Below are 19,173 nucleotides of genomic sequence, written 5' to 3' on the forward strand. Positions count from 1 at the left end.
GCGCTATTGATAGAATTCAGCCATCGCTTTTGCGCTACCGCCCTATCCTAAGGACACGCCCTGGTGACGGTAGCGATCATTGATTGACAAGAGAATCACCATGACCCGCAGAAAGAAAACCCGCTCCATTGCCAGTCGCGTAACGATTCGCACTGGGCGCCGCAAGGACTACAAGAAGTGGCGTCACGAAAACCCTGATCAGGTGCATTCGACGCAGCGCTACGTCAGCAAGAAGCGCAAGCAGCGTAAAGAGCAGGCCGCGCGCAAGATGGAACGGCAGCACTCCGGCACCACTCTCGAGCTGCATCCCGACCAGGATTCGTCCGACACATCAGGGGAGCAGAACTAACATGAAACTGATGTCGTTCAACATTAACGGGGTAAGAGCGCGCCCTCATCAATTGCAAGCACTGGTCGAGAAGCATTCGCCCGATGTTATTGGCTTGCAGGAAACCAAGGTACGCGACAGCGAATTTCCGCTGGAGGCGCTGCAGGCGTTGGGCTACCACGTCCACTTCTACGGTCAGAAAGGCCATTACGGCGTGGCGATAATGACCAAGCAAGCGCCGCTGGACGTTTATTACGGCCTCGATGGCGACGAAGAAGATGCGCAGCGGCGTATGATCGCAGTGAAGCTCGCCTCTCCCATGGGCGACATCACCGTTTATAACGGCTACTTCCCGCAGGGCGAAAACGTCTCGCACCCAACCAAGTTTCCCAATAAACGCGAGTTTTACGCGCGGCTGTCGAACACGCTTGAAAATCGCCATAGCGCCACCGACAACGTTGCGATCATGGGTGATTTCAATATCTCGCCGGAAGATCAGGACATTGGCATCGGCGAAGATAACCGCAAGCGCTGGCTGCGCGACGGCAAAACCAGCTTCCAGCCGGAAGAGCGCGAATGGCTAGCCAAACTTCATGCGTGGGGGTTGGTCGACAGCTACCGCCAGCGTTATCCGCACAGCAGTGACTTCTACAGCTGGTTTGACTATCGCTCGAAAGGATTTGATCGCGAGCCCAAACGCGGCCTGCGCATCGATTTGATTCTGGTCTCGAATCCGCTGCAAGAACATGTCGCTGACGCCGGTATCGATTATGAGCTACGCGCCATGGAAAAACCGTCGGACCACTGCCCCATCTGGACCACCCTCGGCTAGCGCGCGCCCGGCCGATAGATTTCAAGCGCACCAAAAAAGCCCTTTGCTAACGTAACGGAGAATTTATCCGCGGCTAGCAAAGGGCTTTGTCGTTGGCAGTACCGAGCACAGTATCGCTCGGCTGCCGCATTCCCTAGTTAAGCTCGAACTTGACCGGCTGCTCTACGATACCAGGGCGAGCACGCGACTTGAACTGCCACTTGCGAACGGCATCGGTGGCCGCTTTCTCGAACATCGAATTGGTCGAATTCACCACCGAGATCGAACTAGCATCCACCGAACCATCCTTGCGAATGGTGAAGCGGACCGTCACGCTGCCCTGCATGTTTCTGGCCTGCGCCAGGCGAGGATAGACAGGTGCGACTCGATTGGTCGGCGCCGGTGTTTGCGACAGGGTTTCGGGCGTGTTGCTTTCGGCAGCGCGCTGGGCAGCAGCGGCTTTGGCATCTGCTTGCGCCTTGGCCTTGGCTTGAGCCGCCGCCTTGGCATCGGCCTGCGCCTTGGCCTGTTCGGCCGCGCGCTGCTGTGCCGCCTCAGCACTGCGCTGCTGTGCCTGCTGTTGCGCCGCCTGCTCACGGGCACGTTCAGCATTGGCCTGCCGCTGCTGCTCGGCACGCTGTTGCTGCTGGCGCTGAGCCTCAGCCGCCCGCTGCTGTTCACGCGCTTGCTCAGCCGCCTGCTCGCGAGCCTGCTGCTGCTCCTGACGGCGCGCTTCTTCAGCCTGCTGACGCTGCTGCTCGCGGGCCTGGGCGATGGCAGGATCCTCCACCACCGTTGCATGCACCATTTTCGATGCCGGCGGTTCGACCTTGATAGTGGTATCAGTAGAGTAGTGCCATAGCAGTGCTGCAGCTATCAGCCCATGAAAGACCAACGCCGCCGCCAATGCTGGCAGCCCACCGCGGTCGGCGCCGACACGGTGCTCCGCCTGATCACCGCCATCGGCGCCCGCTAGCGCAATCGGCTCAACCCGCTGAGCGCTGTCGTGCCCCGGACTGATGCCCGCAACGATTGCTGCGGGAGCAGAGGGCGTCGCCGAAAAACCGGAGGTAGCCAAGCGCCCTTCTGCAAAGGCAGCAGATAGATGCACAAACGGCTTGGCGTCGGCCGCATTCCCCGACGAACGGTGGGCAGCGAATGCGGGTTGTTGATCACGGAACATCGAATCTGCCTTACGGTTTACTCAATGATTACTGATTGCCGCCACCGGGCTGGGATACCAGACCCACGTTGGGAACTCCGGCGGTTTGCAGGCTACCCATCAGCGATATCACCTGACCGTAAGAGACGTTCTTATCGCCACGCACCATTACTGGTGTTTTGGGATGCTCTGCCAGCACCTGCTTGACCTCATCGCCCAGACTATCGAGCGCGACCTGATTGTCCTTGCCATCACGGCTAAGGAAATACTGGCCATCGCGATCGACCGATACGATCAGCGGGGTAGTGTCATTATCGATGGGCTTGGAGCTGGCCTGGGGCAAATCGACATCAACGCCTTGATTCATCATCGGTGCCGTGATCATGAAGATAACCAGCAGCACCAGCATCACATCGATGAAGGGAACGACGTTGATTTCACTGGCAATCTTGCGCTTGCCCCGGCGTGAGAATGATCTACGCATGACAACCTCCTCAGGCGTTTTCTCTGCGCACGCGACCGGTATGCAAGTTGCGATACAGAATCGAATAGAACTCTTCAGCGAAGTTTTCGTAACGACCGATCAAACCATCAGCGTTGGAAGAGAGACGGTTGTAAGCGATAACCGCAGGAATGGCGGCAAACAGGCCCATTGCCGTGGCGACCAGTGCTTCAGCAATCCACGGAGCAACCGTTGCCAGCGTTGCCTGCTGGCTAAGCGACAGCGACTGGAACGAGCCCATGATGCCCCACACCGTACCAAATAGACCGATGTACGGGCTGGAAGAAGAAATTGAAGCAAGAATCGGCAGCTTCTGAGTCAGGCGAGACTCTTCCCGCGACAGCGCCACGCTCATTGAACGCTCAACGCCTCCCAGTACTGCGCCGTCGTCGCTGGATTTCGGCAGCAAGCGGTTGAACTCGCGGAAACCTGCACGGAACAGATGCGCCGCGCCTTCTGGCTGCTCGGGCACTTCACGGTACAGCTCATTAAGGTCTACCCCAGACCAGAAACGCTTTTCGAACGATTCGAACTCGGAACGCGCCTGACGAAGTGCGAACCCTCTGCGGAAGATCAATACCCAGGAGACAATCGAAAACAGCAATAGAATTGCCATTACGATCTGCACAACGCCGCTAGCGTGCGACACTAGCGAAATGATCGACATGTGGTCCGATGACACCGATTCATTCATGGTCAATCTCTATAAAGCTTGGTCAAAAAAGTGAATGCACGATAATGTAAATGAAAAACATTATCAAATTGACATTCCCGAACAGGGCGCTGGCTGCCATCACGCATCGTCGAGCTGTGCTGGCAACGCCCTTGCTAGCGTAAGCTTTGGCGCGCTATTGGCGCTCCATTAGCTAAGCCTCAGTGTAGCATGCCTTGTTGGCGTGCCACGATCAGACTCTCCCTTTGATAGCGCGATCTGCCGAGGGTTCCCGGCCAGCCAACCGCCACTCGATCAATGCGCCGCTAACGCCCTGCTGCGATTGACGCTACAGCGGCGCCACTGGCGCTCTGGCGGCCAGCAGACGACGTTTGCCCGCTCGATCAAAGCGCACTTCGATCAGGCAGCGTTCACCCTCCCCTTCTACACGTTCTACCTCGCCCTGACCGAAACTATCGTGCATCAGCCGATCGCCCTTCTGCCACCGATACGAGGCATCGCGTGCCGCTGCCACCTTGATGGCAGCGCCCATCTGCGCCAGATAGCGCTCAACAATATCGGGACGCCTTACCTTCAGCGGCGCATCGCTATCGTGCTGGTCAGGGTCGTACAAAAGACCGGACAGCGTATTGCAGCTTTGCCAATCGGTTTCTTCGATGAAACGGCTGGGAGGACGCTCGCCGCCATCGGACAGCATCACCAGTTGATGACGGGCGCGGGTGGTGGCGACATAGAAAAGCCGCCGCTCTTCTTCCAGCGCTGCCGGTGCCAGCGGCGCATCGCGGCTGTAGAGAGGGAAGTCTTCTTCATTCAGCCCCCACACCAATACCAGCGGCCATTCCAGCCCTTTAGCACCGTGCACGGTAGAAATCGACACGCCTTCTGCATCAGCCTCCATCGGCTTCAGCAGCAAATCAACAAAGGCGCGGGTATCGCCGCCTACCTCCTGGGCCTGATCGAGCAGTACGTCGAGCAAGCGCACGTCTTCATCGCCTTTCTCGCGACGGGCAGCGGCCTTGCGCAGTACCTTGTGCGCATCGAGGCCATCGATCACCTGCGCCAACAGCTCGGCAGCGGGACAACTGCCCATCGAGGCAATGTCGTTCAGCAATTCCCAACGTTTGCGCAGCGTGCGCACCTGGAACGGACGCAACCCTGCCAGCGGGGCGGCATCGGCATCCGGCCACTGCTGATAGCGCGCCAGCAGTTCACACAGCGCAGCCAAACGATCACGACTGACGAAGGTGGCCGGCTGCGAAAACAGCAGCGTTAAGTGCTCGACACTACTGAGCAAGCCTGGCGTCAGCGCCACTTCGAGATATCCCGCCAAGGCCCTGACCAGCGGCAGACGAAATACGAAGCGATCTTCGCGCCCCAGTTGGAAAGGAATGTTGGCGCGCATTAGCGCTAGCTGTACCGGCACCGTCAGCGCCCAGCTGCGCACCAGCACTGCCGCCTGAGTTAACGGCTGGCCCTGCTCACGCCATTGCCTGAGCGTATCAACCAGGCTACGGCTACCCTGCGCGCAAGCCAGGGAGGTATGCGGGTTATCAGGGGCCGCCAGGGTGAGTTGATCGTGACGCCGCTGATTGGCCGCAATGGCGTGGTTCGCCATTAGCGCTAGCGCGTGCCCATGGCGAAAGGTATGCGACAACGGATAGTCGCTCGGCGCTCCGAAATAGCGCTCGAAGCGCTCCAGCATGGCATCGGCCTTGGCCCCGCGCCACTCGTAGATACACTGGTTGGCATCGCCCACTGCCATAACTTCGCCGTGCGGTGCGGCCAGCACGCTTAGCAGCCGTAGCTGCGCTTCGTTGATGTCCTGATATTCATCGATAATCAGATGATCAAGAAAGCCGCCCAACTGCTGGCGCAGCTGGCTATTGCGCGCCAGCGCCTTGAGCGGCAGATGCAGCAGATCGGCGTAGCTCATCAGCCCCTGCTCGGCATACAGCTGCTCCTGCCGACGATAGGCCGCGGGGAAATGGGAAGATTCATTACCGAAATCATCCTGCTCGATCATCACTTCGGGCGCGACCAGTTCACCTTTCACGCGATCACAGAAATGGCAGAAGGTATCGAGCTGCTCGGTTTCCAGCGCTTGCTCACTTAGCGTCGGAAACTCATCCCTTACCGACGACACCGCCTGACGCGCCAGACGCTCGCGCTGCCATTCGGCATCGAGCAAGCGACGAGCGGGAATGATGCCTTTACGCGTAAGGTTGGTGCATAGCCGCATGCCCACCGAGTGGAAGGTGCGCACTTGCGGCAAACGCTGGCCATGTGGCGCGGTGGAGGCAAGCCGTTGCGCGAAGTCCTCGCGGGCGGCGCGATTGAACATCAGCACCAGCATACGATCAGGATTGGCACCGCGTGCCAGCAGCTCGAGCACCCGCGCCACCATGGTGGAGGTTTTACCGGCCCCCGCGACTGCCGATACGCGCGCATGTCCGCTGGGGTGCTCGACCACCGCCAGTTGCTCGCGGGTAAGCCACACGCGCCACGGAGCCTGCTCGATAGCTGTCATACTGCCTCAGCGGATACGTGAGAAAAGGCGGTAGAAGTTGGCGCTGGTTTGCATCACTACCTCTTCGACGCTAATCCCTCGCACCTCAGCGATAGTCTCGGCGACTCTGCCCACATTTTTCGGCTCGTTAGGCTTACCGCGCATGGGAACCGGCGCCAGCCAGGGGCTGTCGGTTTCGATCAACAGTCGATCGAGCGGAATGGCCTTGGCCAGCTCCCGCACATTGGCGGCATTCTTGAAAGTGACGATGCCTGACATCGAGATATAGAAGCCCAGCTCGACCGCTTCTCGTGCGAACGACAATTCGTCAGTGAAGCAGTGCAGCACCCCGCCGACTTCAGGCCGAGAATGGCGCGTGATCAGCTCTAGCGTCTCGTGGCGGGCACCGCGGGTGTGTACGCTTACCGGCAGTTCGGTATCGCTTGAAAGCTTTAACATCGTAGCGAAGCGTTCGAGCTGCACCGCTTTGGGCACCTTCGGCACATCATCGATAAAATCGAGACCTATCTCACCTATCGCGGCAGGCTCGTAGCGCTCTACCAATGCCTGCATGTCTTCCAGGCTAGGCTCGTGCTCCAGCGGGTGCAGCGGATGAGCGCCCACAGCGACTTCGACGATGGGATGGCGGCGTGCCAGCGCGGTGAGCTCGGCCACATCGCCAGGCTGGGTGGACATTGCCAGAATGCGCCCCACGCCCGCTTCGCGCGCCGCCTCGATGGCAGCATCGATATCGCCGTCGTAGGGCGTGAGATCAAGTTGATCAAGGTGGCAGTGCGAATCGACAAGATGCAGATGCTTGAGCGGTGCATCGGCAACCGAATCAGAAAGTAACATGACGCAATAATCCAAAAATCATCAGCAAATGGATGGCTCGCCGGGCGTACCAGCGAGAGCCGCTGCTAGCGTTACCGAGCCACGCTCAGGAACGCAGCAGCGCTGACCAGCGGATCAGCCACGACTCCAGCACCAGCTGCGGGTTGGGGTTGTTGCCGTGGGCGATCAAACGACGCTGCTCGCGCGCATAGTCAAGCAGTCGGAACCAGTCGCGTACACGCGCATTCTTCACCGCTTGACGATAAAGCGGCAGCATATCGGGGTTGCGTAACTCTTCGGCTTCTCCGGAAAGCCCCAACCGCACCACATCTTCCAGCCAGCGGATGCCGTATTCCAAAATCGCGCTAAGCTGCTGACGGTCGAGCCGGGCGGCTTCGGCGACCGGATCGCCGCCGCGCACTAGCGCGTCGAACAGCTCGGTCAAGCGCTGGCGCAGTTGGCGTGCCTCTGGAGTCGCTTGCTCAACGGCGGCCAGCGGCATGCCGCCGGACACCTGCCACCAAAACTGCGCGTCCTGCTCGTCGGCCATGTGCTGCAGTAGCCAGTCGCGGCATTCAGGGTAGCCTGGCGGGCTGAAGGCAAACTTCTGACAGCGACTCATGATGGTCGGCATGATCCGCGATGGCACGTCGGAGAGCAGCATAAACAGGGTGCGTGTACCAGGCTCTTCGAGATTCTTCAGCAATGCGTTGGCGGCACCAATCGTCATCGCCTCAACACCTTCGATACGCACTACCCGATAACCGCCCTGCTGGGCGGTTTCCGACAGGAAGCTATTGATGCCGCGAATGGCATCGATGCGTATCAGGCGTCCCAATTCGGGCGCAGGAATGTTCAAAAGATCGGGGTGGTAGCCGGCACGCCGCATCCGGCAACCGTGGCACTGACCACAGGCGACGTGGCCTTCAGCGACCTGCTGCGGTGCTTCGCACAGCAGCTTGGCGGCCAGCATATCGGCGAAATGGCCCTTGCCCAGCCCATTTCCTCCCGCCAATAGCAGCGCGTGCGGCAGCCGATCGCGGGCGAACAGCTGCATCAGCCGCTGCCAATCGCTGCGCTGCCACGGCAACGGGATCGCTTGGCGATCATCGCTCATGCAAGGCCCCACTGCTGTAGCCGCTGCTCAAGCACCTCGCCAATGCGCTGCTGGACGTCTTCAAGCGGCTGTGACGCATCGATCACCGCGAAACGCTGCTGCTCGGCCTCAGCACGCGCCAGATAACCTTTACGCACGGCACGGAAGAAATCGCTGGCCTGCTCTTCGAAGCGATCGAGCACCGCACCACGTGCCATCACGCGCTGACGGGCCGCTTGCTCCGGCATGTCGAGCAGCAGCGTCAGATCTGGTCGGAGATCGCCCAATACCCACTGTTCCAGCGCACCAATACGTTCTGAATCAATGCCGCGTCCCACCCCCTGATAGGCATAGGTCGCGTCAATGAAACGATCGCAGACCACCAGCGCTCCGCGCTGCAGGGCTGGAACGATTTTTTGCGCCAGATGCTGGGCGCGCGCGGCGAAGACCAGCAGCAGCTCGGCATCGGCATCAAGCGGCTCACTACCCTGAGGGTCGAGCAACAATTCGCGCATTTGTTCAGCGCGCGGCGTGCCGCCGGGCTCGCGGGTACTCACAACGGTATGTCCGCGCTGCTCAAGCCATTCGACCACGAAGGCAATATTGGTGCTCTTGCCCACCCCTTCACCGCCTTCCAACGTAATCAAACGTCCGGAACGCGCTGCATTAGCGCTGATCATGGGCGTGGCTCCTTGAATCAGAATGACGCGAATGTTCACTCTTGTCGGGCTTGGAGGACGCGTTATCCGACGCGCTGCCTTTGGGATGTTTGGCCGTTTGGTGATGCTGATCGTGCTGCGGCAGCGCTACTGTTTTGGCCGTTTCGACGGCTCGCTCAGTGAGCGTCGCCTGTTTCGAAGAACCAGCGCTGGGCCCAGCTTCGTCGTCGGTGTCAGGCTTAGCGTTGTCAGAAGCATTGGATCCCGCTTCGTCAGAGGCGCTGGACTCCGGCTCGTCAGGGGCACTGGACGCCGCTTTGTCGGAAGCATTGGATGCTGCCTTATCAGAGGCGCTGGACGGCTTGGCGAACTGGCAGCTGACCGATTCCACGACGTCTTTATCAAGCTCGTGATCAGCATCTCCTACCAGCTCAAGCACCGTCGCGAGCACGTCATGACTAATGGCATCGTCGGCATCGTCGGCAAGTTCCAGAGCGGCAATCAATGCCTGTCGCGCAATGTGCTCGCTCAGGCAACGCTGCTGGGCCGTCACAAAGGCCACGACCTTGGCATCGAAGGCGTTATCGTCATCGCCGGACAAGCGTTCGAACAGCGCAGCTTGCGCCTTGCTCTGTTTATCCAGAGGCGAGGCACACTGAACTGCTGGCACCAGCTTATTGGCTTGTTCGGTTGCATTGGCCACTTTGGAGCGTTCCGCGATGGCGCGCTGGACAACGTAACGGTTAACCGCACGATTGTGCGCTTCAAGCGTCGCCGAAAACACGTGGCGACCGTTGCCCATGGCAACGAAATAAAGCGCATCCCCGGAATCGGGATTCAGCGCTGCGGCAATCGAAGCTTCGCCGGGCAGCGAGATGGGCGTTGGGGGCAAACCGGTGTGGCGGTAGGTATTGAACGGATTATCCGTGCGCAAGTTATCGCGGGTGAGTACCCGACCGCTGGACAGATGCAGACCATACACCACCGTGGGGTCGGTTTGCAGACGCATGTCCTTTTCAAGCCGCCGCACAAACACCCCGGCAATGCGCGAACGCTCCTCGGGAACAGCCGCTTCCTGCTCAACCAACGACGCCATGATCAGCGCCTCGTAAGGCGTTTTATAGGGCAGCTTGTCACTGCGCTTTTGCCATGCATTATCCAGCATTTTCTGCATGGTGTTGTAGGCGCGTTTGAACAACGTCAGATCGGAGTCACCCTCCGAAAATCGATAGGTAGAGGGAAAGAAGCGCCCTTCTGGCCGCTCACCCTCATGACCGATGGCAGCCATCAGCTCAGCGTCGCTCATCGCCAGCGAATCGTGACGCACATTGGGCAGCGTGTTGATCAAGGAGCGCATTACCGCGAAAGTGCGCCCTTCAGGAATGGTGACGGAGTAGGACACCACATCGTTACTCGAGAGCTTGTCGAGCAGTTGATAGGCGTTCATTCCCGGCTCAAGCTGAAATTGGCCCACCTTCAGCGAGGCAAAACGCTGTTTGTCCCATAGCGCTAGCGCTTCGAACGGCCAGCGCCATTTGATTACGCCCTGCTGCTGCAATCGCTCAAGCGTAACGCGCGCGCCGTCGCCGCGTTTTACTTCGTAAAGCTGCGGCTGCTCGAGCGCGATGCGGCTGTCGAGCTGATACTTCCACACGCCGCCAGCCACCGCTATCAGCACGATTAAAATGACTAGCGACATACCTGTAAATTTGATCAATCGCATCGTTTATCCAGCAGCGAATTAATTCGAGACCCAACCCTCGGCACCCGTTCGCGGGGCATGCGAGTAGCCTAACAGCGCCTGAGCCGGCTCGCTCAAACGCGCTAGCGGCAATGCTTGCGGCGACCAGCGCCACGCCTGTGCCCCCTGATGAAGCGATGCCACCGGCCACACGCCCTGCACTGAATTGAACAGGCACAACGCTTCGACTGCATCTAGCTCGTCAACATGCAGACGGCGCTCAAACAGTAGGCCGCGCTCGATCAGAGCAGCACGCAGGGTGCCGCTGACACCGCATTGATCGAGCGGTGGTGTAAGCCACTGCTGGCCGTCAAACCAGGCGAGGTTCATCGCCGTCGCATCCGTTACCCAACCCTCGGTATCGAGCATGACACCTTCTGCATACAGGGAAGGATCGCACTCCTGACGTGCCAGCACATTCTCCAGCCGGTTCAGATGCTTGATACCGGCCAGCAGCGGCTGACGCGCCAAGCGGGTGTCACACACCTTGACACGAATGCCCTCCTGCCAGCGCGCGCGCTGTGGCTCGAAGGGCGTGGAGCGCCATCTGATACGCGGCTCGGGATTAGCGGGAGGCAGATAGCCGCGCCCGCCTGAGCCACGCGTCACGATCAACTTGCTGACCTGCAAACCGACCGCGCACGAAAACGCCGCCTCAAGCTCAGTGCGCTGCGGCCGGGGAATACCCAGCCGATCGCAGCCATGCATGAGACGGCGCAGATGATACGGCCATAGCAACGGGTGGCCGTTACGTACCAGCACAGTTTCGAAGACCCCATCCCCGTAGGACAACCCGCGGTCATCGAAGGGAACGGGGGCATCGTGAGAGTGCTCTCCACCGACTGGTACGGCCACTGCTACACTCGACTGAAGAGCAGCGACCCGTTAGTGCCGCCAAACCCGAAGGAGTTGGAAAGCGCGTTGTCGATTTTCATCTCGCGGGCGGTGTGCGGCACGTAATCAAGATTGCAGCCCTCATCGACGTCGTCGAGGTTAATGGTGGGCGGCGCAATTTGATCGCGTAGTGCCAGAATGCAGAAGATAGCCTCGACGGCACCAGCGGCACCCAGCAGATGGCCGATCATCGACTTGGTAGAGCTAACCGCCACGTGCTTGGCACTTTCACCCATCACGCGCTCAACGGCCTGGCTTTCTGCGGCATCACCAGCTTTGGTAGAGGTACCGTGAGCATTGATATAGTGCAGATCAGCCGCATCGATGCCCGCATCGCGTATCGCATTACGCATCGCCATTTCGGCACCCACGCCGTTGGGCGCAGTAATGTGGTGAGCGTCGTCGCTCATGCCAAAGCCGGTTAACTCGGCATAGATATTGGCACCGCGTGCGACCGCATGCTCGTACTCTTCAAGCACCACAATGCCGGCGCCGTCAGAAAGTACGAAACCGTCGCGACCGCGATCCCACGGGCGGCTCGCACCCTGCGGGTCATCGTTACGAGTGGATAGCGCACGCGCGGCCGAGAAGCCACCAATACCCAGCGGCGACGACGACATTTCAGCGCCGCCGCACACCATAACGTCGGCGTCACCATAAGCGATGGTGCGCGCACCGTAGCCAATGTTGTGAGTACCTGTGGTGCACGCCGTGGCGATGGCGATATTGGGGCCGGTCAGGCCATATTGGATCGCCAGATTGCCCGCCACCATGTTGACGATGGAGCCCGGCACAAAGAAAGGAGAAACACGCCGCGCGCCACCATCGAGCAACGCCGAATGGTTGACTTCGATCATCGGCAGGCCGCCGATGCCGGAACCAATAGCGGTACCGATGCGGTGAGCGTTGTCTTCGGAAATGTCGATCCCGGAATCCTTGATGGCTTCCGCAGAGGCTGCCAATCCATATTGGATAAACAGGTCCATCTTGCGCGCTTCTTTAGGATCGATAAAAGGCGACGCATCGAAGTTTTTGACCGCACCACAAAAACGCGTTTTGAACGTGGACGCGTCGAAGTGTTCGATGGGGCCGATACCACTTTTGCCAGCAACGATGCTAGACCAGGTATCCGCCACGTTGTTTCCAACCGGTGTCAGCATACCCAACCCGGTTACCACGACTCTCCTTCGAGCCATCCTTTCCTCCAAACTGAATTTTGCGGTGCTACAACCCGCCGAGCGATGCCAACAATGGGCGCTTCAGCATCGGCAGCTGTTCACACGCGGTTCTATCACACGACAACGCTCGATCGAAACGACAACGCGATGCGCGTTGGAACGATAAATAACCGCGCTGAGCGGATTACTTATTCAAGCCTTGGCAAGCGCTTGAACTGACGCTTGCTTGACGCGTGATATGAAGGCCCCAGTATACCTCAACTTCGAGTAATACGATCGATGAGCCACTGCTTTTTCATAAACGCCGGTGGCTCATGGCCACATTAGTAAAGGCTTGAGCAAACGTATGCGTATCACAAGAAAAAGCCGCCCCTTACCTGGAGCGGCTGTTTTCGCGCACCGGATCACGCCACTTGAAGAAGAAAACGCTATCCGGTCAACACATCAACTCTTACTGATGAGAGTTAATGTAGTCGATGGCTTCCTGCACGGTGGTGATCTTTTCTGCTTCTTCGTCAGGAATTTCGGTGTCGAATTCCTCTTCGAGAGCCATTACCAGCTCAACAGTGTCGAGCGAGTCAGCGCCCAGATCTTCGGTGAAAGAAGAACTGTTCTGGATTTCTTCTTCTTTAACGTTCAAACGCTCGGCAACAACCTTTTTGACGCGCTCTTCAATGGTACTCATGTTGTCTGTGCTCCTAGTGGTACGTAATCCGCCTTAAAGACTGACGGTAGTTTATAGACCGCGAATGAACGGCGCAACAGCACCGTTTTCGATCATCGCATATTCATGCCGCCGTTAACGTGTAACGTTTCGCCGGTGACATACCCCGCCGCATCGCTGGCGAGGAAGCCAACCGCGGCTGCGATCTCTTCAGGCTGCCCTAAGCGAGCAACCGGAATTTGAGCCAGTAGCGCATCACGCTGTGCTTCAGGAAGCACGTCCGTCATGTCGCTGGCAATAAAGCCGGGGGCAACACAGTTGACGGTAATATTGCGCGAAGCGACTTCACGTGCAAGCGAGCGGCTAAAACCTTCCATGCCTGCTTTCGCTGCAGCATAGTTCGATTGTCCCAGATTTCCCAAGGTAGCGACAACCGAACTGATATTGATAATGCGACCGAAGCGCGCTTTGGTCATGCCGCGCAGGCATGCCTTGGAGAGACGATAAACAGACTTGAGATTGGTGTCGATAACGTCATCCCACTGATCTTCTTTCATACGCATCAGCAGGTTGTCGCGAGTGATACCGGCGTTATTCACCAACACCAGCGGTGCGCCGTGGTCACTGGTCAGTTGATCGAGCACCGCGGCAATGGAGTCAGGATCGTTAACCTGCAGGTGGAAGCCCTGGCCCGCCACGCCCTGCTCGGCCAAATCGGCGGAGATACGCTCGGCACCTTCAGCAGACGTTGCGGTACCCGCAACAAAATACCCTTGGCTACCCAATTGGCGGGCGATAGCGCGACCAATACCGCGACTTGCGCCGGTCACCAGCGCCACTTTGCTTTCGTTTGTCATGTTACTGCTCGCTATCTGAGTCTTCGCTGCGCGCACGTTCAAGTGCTGCGCCCAGGCTTTCAGGATCGTTTACCGCCAGGCTAACCAGCGAACGATCGATGCGTTTGTTCAGGTTGGTCAGCACCTTGCCGGGGCCGCATTCGATGCATAGCTCGACGCCACGCTCTGCCATGCGAGTAACGCAGGATGACCAGCGCACCGGACGATAAAGCTGCTCAACAAGGCGTTCACGCAGCACGTCGACATCCTGATGCACTTCAGCGTCAACGTTTTGCACCACCGGATAACGCGGCGCCTTGAGATCGATATCACTTAGCGCCTGTGCCAGTTTATCGGCCGCCGGACGCATTAGTTCACAGTGAGAAGGCACCGACACCGGAAGAGGCAGCGCGCGTTTGGCGCCCGCTTCCTTACACAGTGAAATGGCACGCTCGACTGCGTCGTTCTCACCGGCAATCACCACCTGACCGGGAGAGTTGAAGTTAACGGCCGAGACAATCTGTCCTTGAGCGGCTTCGCTGCAAGCGGCTTCCACTTTGTCGTCGTCGAGGCCAATAATGGCTGCCATCGCGCCAGCGCCCTCTGCGACAGCCGACTGCATGGCTTCACCGCGCAGCCTGACCAGCCTTACCCCATCGGCAAAACTCAGCGCGCCAGAGCATACCAGCGCGCTGTACTCGCCCAGACTATGCCCAGCCAGCACCTCGGGCCGAACCCCTTCGAGCTCCTGCCACACGCGCCAGATGGCAACACTGGATGTCAGCAGCGCTGGCTGCGTGACGACCGTTGCATTGAGTTCCTCAGCACTGCCCGATTGCACCAACTGCCAAAGGTTATACCCCAATGCAGTAGAAGCTTCTTCGAATGTGCTGCGAACGACACTGTAACGCTCGGCCAGTTCGCGCAGCATACCAATATGCTGCGACCCCTGACCGGGGAAGACAAACGCAATCCTGGCGGTCATCTATACATCCTTTCGTTTTATTTCGTGGCGACACTGCTCACTGACCAGTGTCGCCACGTCTCTCCAAGAGCCCGCCACCCGCCTTGATTATCCGGCGAGACTCGCCTTAAGGCGTTGTGGCAGCTGTTCGTGAACTTCTTTTATGGCACGCTCGATAGCGTAGAAGAAGCCACGCGAATCTGCAGCACCGTGACTTTTCACTACCCTTCCTGCAAGCCCCAGCAAGGAGGCTCCATTGTAGCGCACCGGATTGATTTGTTCGCGAAAGCTTGCAAGCGCCGGGCGCGTCAGCAAGCTTATCAGACGCGACAGCAGATTTTTGCTGAAGGCGGCCTGCAAGCGGTCGGCCAGCATGCGCGCTAATCCTTCGCTGGTTTTGAGTGCGACATTACCAACGAAACCATCGCACACCACCACATCGATAGCGCCTTTAAATAGCGCATCGCCCTCAATAAAACCGCTGTACTCATAGCCGCAATCGGTGCGCGCGCTTAGCAGTTCGTGGGCGGCACGCTGCAATCTTCCGCCCTTGTGCTGCTCGATGCCGATATTCAGCACCGCTACCCGCGGTCGCTCAACGCCATCGAGCAGCCGCACCATCTGACTACCCATATCGGCAAACTGCAGCAAATGGCGCGGCTGACAATCAACGTTAGCGCCCAGATCGAGCAGATAGCAGCGCTTGCCCAAGGTGGGAATTGGCGCACTGATAGCCGGTCGCGCAACGCCCTCAAGCATCCCTACCTGCAGGCGCGACAGCGCCATCAGCGCACCGGTGTCGCCAGCGCTGATACAACCATCAACCCGCCCTTCTGCCACCGCACCAACAGCAGCATGCAAACTGGTAACGACAGGAGTATGACAGGAGGAAGTACGGAGCACTGTGGAGGGCGACATCGAGGCAGGCAGCACGCCTTCAACGTGGTTCAGCGTGATGCGCCTGCCGAGCGCTGAGCGCAAGAGAGATGCTGACAAATGGCGCTCAATGGCGGCTCGCTGCCCGTAGAGGGTAACGGAGAGGCCGGGATACTGACGCAGCGCCTGCACCGATCCCCCGACAGCAGCGCGGGGACCTTGGTCCCCGCCCATCGCATCAATCGCGAGATGCATATGCTAACTGCCCCAGCCTACTCAGCCGCGGCGTCGACTCAGGATTCGACGTCAACGACCTTGCGACCACGGTAGAAGCCGTCAGGCGCTACGTGGTGGCGACGGTGAGTTGTACCGGTTTCCTGATCAGTCGCCAGCGCTGCAGTGCTGAGGCTATCGTGAGCGCGACGCATGTTGCGCTTGGAACGGGATTTGCGATTCTGTTGAACAGCCATGCTGAAACTCCTGCAAGTAAATTCCGGGGGATACCCCGGCACATCAGTTTTTTGACTTCAACGTATTCAGTACGCTGAATGGGTTATGCGTTTCTATCTCATCACCGCTTTGCAACTGCTCTTGCGACACTGGGCACTCACCCTCCGGGTGGAATGCGACTTGCGGCAGATCGAGCAACAGCTCTTCTTCAACGACCGACCATAAATCCAGCTGGTCGTTTTCAACGATAACCGGATCGTAGCGCTTCGGAAGATGGGCCGCCTGACTGTCGCCGACCGAGAGCCCGAGCAGGAAGTCGGCACTAATATCCACCGGCAGCGGCTGCAAGCAGCGCTGACACTCCAGCACGACCCGAGCTTCAAGCGCGCCTCTAATATAGCGCTGCGCTTGCTCGTCGACACCGAACTGCAGCCGAACAGCACATTCCCCTTGCTGCTCACCTACGGCTTCTGAAAGGCGCGGCATCTTCTCGAGCGGGACAGTGCCCTCGAGATGTTCTGCGACGGCAGCCAGCCGATAAGGCTCAACGGTGTGAGGAATTCGCGTGATAGACATAGGCGCGCAATGATAGGGACTCCCCCCTTGCCTGTCAAAGTTTACATGCGTTTATGGCTGACAATGGCGCCTGAACTTCAGACTAACGCGCATTATTATTAATAGTCGCCAAACAGTCTGCGCGCGCAGCGTTAAAAGCGGCCGAAGCTTATCTAACAAAGCACTACTTTATTTGCTGATTGGACAGCCGCCAGTCAGGGCAGCCGCCAGCCCTTTTTAGTAGGTGAGACGCACCGTAGAAACCCTGAGCGTAACGCGTCCACCTCACTTCCTTGTTCATTGCACGAAACGCACGCAAATAATCGTGAACGACCGCCTGCTTCACGCACTGTGATAATTAAGCTGCGCTTAGCGACATATTGCAGGAATACAAAAAGGCGACCCTAAAGGCCGCCTTCATTTAACATCGCTGAATATTTATTTCATTTCAGCACGCAACGGCGCAACCGTTGAGGAAGCGCTCAGGCCAAGCGCGGATGACGCCATTACCCCAATACGCTTGCCAATACGGTCAAAGGGATCAGAGCTTGGCGTGAAGTCGACGGTATTATCGGTACTACCGACCTGCTCACGTATTACCTGATCGAAGGTTTTTACCTCGTCGATCAAGCCAAGTTCGCGCGCCTGTTCACCGCTCCACACCAGTCCGCTGAATAGCTCGGGATCGTCTTTCAGGCGATCGCCTCGGCCCTTTTTGACGTCGTTGATAAATTGCTGATGGGTAACATCCAGCAGGTGCTGCCAGAACTGCTGCTGATGCGGCGTCACCCCCTTGAACGGATCAAGGAAATCCTTGTTCTCGCCGGCGGTGAACACGCGACGCTCGACGCCTGCTTTTTTCAGAATGTCTTCAAAGCCGAAACCGGAATAGATGACGCCGATAGAACCCACCAAACTGGCTGGTGCGGCGTAAATCTTGTCAGCGCCCGATGCAACGTAGTAAGCACCGCTGGCTCCTAGATCTTCGATCACCGCGTAGATGGGTTTCTTGCCTTCCTTACGCAGCCGCATGATTTCGTCGTAGATTCTGGCCGCCTGCACCGGTGTCCCGCCAGGGCTATTGATGTGCACCACCACCGCTTTGGCCTTGCTGTCGTAGGCTTTATCAATGCCCTCGATGATGCGCTTGGCGTTGGCCTCGGAGTCGCTCGAGATCATGCCTTCCAGCTCCACTACGCCGACGAAGTCGCCGCTACTGGTCGTCGAACTCGATCCTGAGCGCATCGATGAATAAATCGACGCAAACACCGCCACTACCAGCAGTAGCCATGCGAGCCGGAAGAAAATTTTCCAGCGCCGACTGCGGCGCTTTTCCTTCAGTGCATCCTTAGCGAGTGAATAGAGCGCTGCCTGCGCATCACGTTCTGCCCGTGAGTGGTGCGAAGCCGCAGATCCTGACGGCTGCTCGCCACCCTCGTTCCATTGATCATTACTCATCGCTACTATCTACTTCCCAATGAAGGCCGCATAACGAATGTTAATGCAGCACAGCCCTATAAAGAGGTGGGCAGAATACGGTGAGCACACGTTAGATGCTCGACCCGCGCCTTAATACGCCTAACCTGCCCTCACCCGACCCGCTCCATGCCAAATGGCCGCCCACACTTACCTGTGCAGCCTCGCCCCACCCATGCAGCTTTGTCACGCTCACTCAGCGCAGTGCACGGTTCACCCGCTTACCGTGATCCTGCGCTTTAGCACGCTGGCGCAGTCAACCACTCTGCCAACTGCTGGGGTGACTGGGCCACACGCAGCGCGCCGTTTTCCAATAGTTGCTCGGCATGATGCACACCCCAGCCAACGCCAATCGCGGCGACGCCTGCGCGGCCCGCCATCTGCATATCGTAGATGCTGTCGCCAACCATTACCGCTGCTGTGGCTGCAACGCCCGTTTCATCAAGCAATTGCTGCAACATCAGCGGATCCGGTTTAGAGCGGGTAACATCTGCCGTTCTTAAGGCGCTAAACAGCTGCTGCTGCTCAGGATGTGCCGCCAGTGCTCGCTTGAGCCCCGGCATTCCCTTGCCGGTGGCAATCGCTAACTGCGCGCCATGGTGCGACAGCGTAGCGAGCATCGAGGTAATGCCGTCAAAGAAGCAGTCGGCAGGTTCTTTGGCGGCTATTTCGTGAAACCGAGCGATATAGCGCTGTCGCAGCGCTTCCGCCTGACGCGCATTCAGCGCTGGCGCCAGCACCGCAATGGCCTCCGGTAGTCCCAGACCAATGATATCCCTAACCTGACGATCGCTGAACACGTCGATCGCAATATCCTTTGCCGCGCGCTGCATCGCTAGGACAATGCGTGGCACCGAATTCATTAGCGTGCCGTCCCAATCGAAGATTGCTAGCGAATAGCCCATCGCCCCACCTGCTCCATGATGCTTTTTTGCCTGTAGTGCTGGGGCGCTCAGCCCTACCGGAGC

General features: G+C 58.5%; 20 protein-coding genes. 2 read left to right on the forward strand and 18 right to left on the reverse strand.

The genetic code is table 11. The features are described from left to right. The first annotated feature begins 100 nt into the window (after positions 1–100). Positions 101–349: a hypothetical protein gene (locus R84865_RS01335; RefSeq protein ID WP_435631652.1), complete on the forward strand. Its 249-nt coding sequence runs from the start codon at positions 101–103 to the stop codon at positions 347–349. A 1-nt stretch (position 350) separates the two neighbouring features. Continuing rightward, positions 351–1,160 carry an exodeoxyribonuclease III gene (gene xthA, locus R84865_RS01340; protein WP_435631653.1) on the forward strand — a complete coding sequence of 270 codons (810 nt, stop codon included), beginning with the start codon at positions 351–353 and terminating at the stop codon, positions 1,158–1,160. A gap of 133 nt (positions 1,161–1,293) precedes the next feature. Here the strand turns inward: xthA and R84865_RS01345 are convergent, their stop codons facing one another. From R84865_RS01345 to R84865_RS01430, 18 genes are all read right to left on the reverse strand, one after another. After that, positions 1,294–2,322: an energy transducer TonB gene (locus tag R84865_RS01345; protein ID WP_435638632.1), complete on the reverse strand. Its 1,029-nt coding sequence runs from the start codon at positions 2,320–2,322 to the stop codon at positions 1,294–1,296. 28 nt (positions 2,323–2,350) lie between these two features. Beyond that, positions 2,351–2,785: a protein TolR gene (tolR, locus tag R84865_RS01350; RefSeq protein WP_435631655.1), complete on the reverse strand. Its 435-nt coding sequence runs from the start codon at positions 2,783–2,785 to the stop codon at positions 2,351–2,353. A 10-nt stretch (positions 2,786–2,795) separates the two neighbouring features. Continuing rightward, on the reverse strand, positions 2,796–3,497 hold the full coding sequence (gene tolQ, locus R84865_RS01355) for a protein TolQ (RefSeq protein ID WP_435631656.1): 702 nt from the start codon (positions 3,495–3,497) through the stop codon (positions 2,796–2,798). 307 nt (positions 3,498–3,804) lie between these two features. After that, positions 3,805–6,003 carry an ATP-dependent helicase gene (locus R84865_RS01360; protein ID WP_435638633.1) on the reverse strand — a complete coding sequence of 733 codons (2,199 nt, stop codon included), beginning with the start codon at positions 6,001–6,003 and terminating at the stop codon, positions 3,805–3,807. Between the two features lie 6 nt (positions 6,004–6,009). Further along, positions 6,010–6,837 (reverse strand): TatD family hydrolase, encoded by an 828-nt coding sequence (locus R84865_RS01365; protein ID WP_435638634.1) that lies wholly within the window; start codon positions 6,835–6,837, stop codon positions 6,010–6,012. Positions 6,838–6,922: 85 nt separating this feature from the next. Further along, a complete protein-coding gene (locus R84865_RS01370; protein ID WP_435631659.1) occupies positions 6,923–7,933 on the reverse strand; it encodes a DNA polymerase III subunit delta' in 1,011 nt (336 codons plus the stop codon). Next, on the reverse strand, positions 7,930–8,592 hold the full coding sequence (gene tmk, locus R84865_RS01375; protein WP_435638635.1) for a dTMP kinase: 663 nt from the start codon (positions 8,590–8,592) through the stop codon (positions 7,930–7,932). The genes R84865_RS01370 and tmk overlap by 4 nt, the downstream gene beginning before the upstream one ends. Then, positions 8,579–10,294, reverse strand: a complete 1,716-nt coding sequence (gene mltG / locus R84865_RS01380; RefSeq protein ID WP_435638636.1) for an endolytic transglycosylase MltG — start codon at positions 10,292–10,294, stop codon at positions 8,579–8,581. Before mltG ends, tmk begins: the two co-directional genes overlap by 14 nt. Before the next feature lie 18 nt (positions 10,295–10,312). Beyond that, positions 10,313–11,167: an aminodeoxychorismate lyase gene (gene pabC / locus R84865_RS01385; protein ID WP_435631662.1), complete on the reverse strand. Its 855-nt coding sequence runs from the start codon at positions 11,165–11,167 to the stop codon at positions 10,313–10,315. A gap of 2 nt (positions 11,168–11,169) precedes the next feature. Further along, entirely contained in the window at positions 11,170–12,402 is a 1,233-nt protein-coding gene (gene fabF, locus R84865_RS01390) for a beta-ketoacyl-ACP synthase II (protein ID WP_435631663.1), read from the reverse strand. A 433-nt stretch (positions 12,403–12,835) separates the two neighbouring features. Further along, complete coding sequence (gene acpP, locus R84865_RS01395; RefSeq protein WP_025732952.1) at positions 12,836–13,069, reverse strand: acyl carrier protein; 234 nt, start codon at positions 13,067–13,069, stop codon at positions 12,836–12,838. Positions 13,070–13,161: 92 nt separating this feature from the next. Then, entirely contained in the window at positions 13,162–13,905 is a 744-nt protein-coding gene (fabG, locus tag R84865_RS01400) for a 3-oxoacyl-ACP reductase FabG (protein WP_435631664.1), read from the reverse strand. 1 nt (position 13,906) lies between these two features. Then, a complete protein-coding gene (gene fabD, locus R84865_RS01405) occupies positions 13,907–14,869 on the reverse strand; it encodes an ACP S-malonyltransferase (protein WP_435631665.1) in 963 nt (320 codons plus the stop codon). Positions 14,870–14,956: 87 nt separating this feature from the next. Further along, complete coding sequence (gene plsX, locus R84865_RS01410; RefSeq protein WP_435638637.1) at positions 14,957–15,979, reverse strand: phosphate acyltransferase PlsX; 1,023 nt, start codon at positions 15,977–15,979, stop codon at positions 14,957–14,959. 38 nt (positions 15,980–16,017) lie between these two features. After that, positions 16,018–16,194 carry a 50S ribosomal protein L32 gene (gene rpmF, locus R84865_RS01415; RefSeq protein WP_025732948.1) on the reverse strand — a complete coding sequence of 59 codons (177 nt, stop codon included), beginning with the start codon at positions 16,192–16,194 and terminating at the stop codon, positions 16,018–16,020. Between the two features lie 43 nt (positions 16,195–16,237). Continuing rightward, the gene (locus R84865_RS01420) at positions 16,238–16,750 is read right to left on the reverse strand and encodes a YceD family protein (protein WP_435638638.1); all 513 of its coding nucleotides are present in this window, start codon (positions 16,748–16,750) and stop codon (positions 16,238–16,240) included. Positions 16,751–17,167: 417 nt separating this feature from the next. Next, positions 17,168–18,187, reverse strand: coding sequence for a signal peptide peptidase SppA (gene sppA, locus R84865_RS01425; RefSeq protein ID WP_435631668.1), 1,020 nt, complete (start codon positions 18,185–18,187; stop codon positions 17,168–17,170). Positions 18,188–18,444: 257 nt separating this feature from the next. After that, positions 18,445–19,110 carry an HAD family hydrolase gene (locus R84865_RS01430; RefSeq protein WP_435638639.1) on the reverse strand — a complete coding sequence of 222 codons (666 nt, stop codon included), beginning with the start codon at positions 19,108–19,110 and terminating at the stop codon, positions 18,445–18,447. Positions 19,111–19,173: the final 63 nt, after the last annotated feature.

This window comes from Carnimonas bestiolae (assembly GCF_051251145.1).
GTDB classification, from domain to species: domain Bacteria; phylum Pseudomonadota; class Gammaproteobacteria; order Pseudomonadales; family Halomonadaceae; genus Carnimonas; species Carnimonas bestiolae.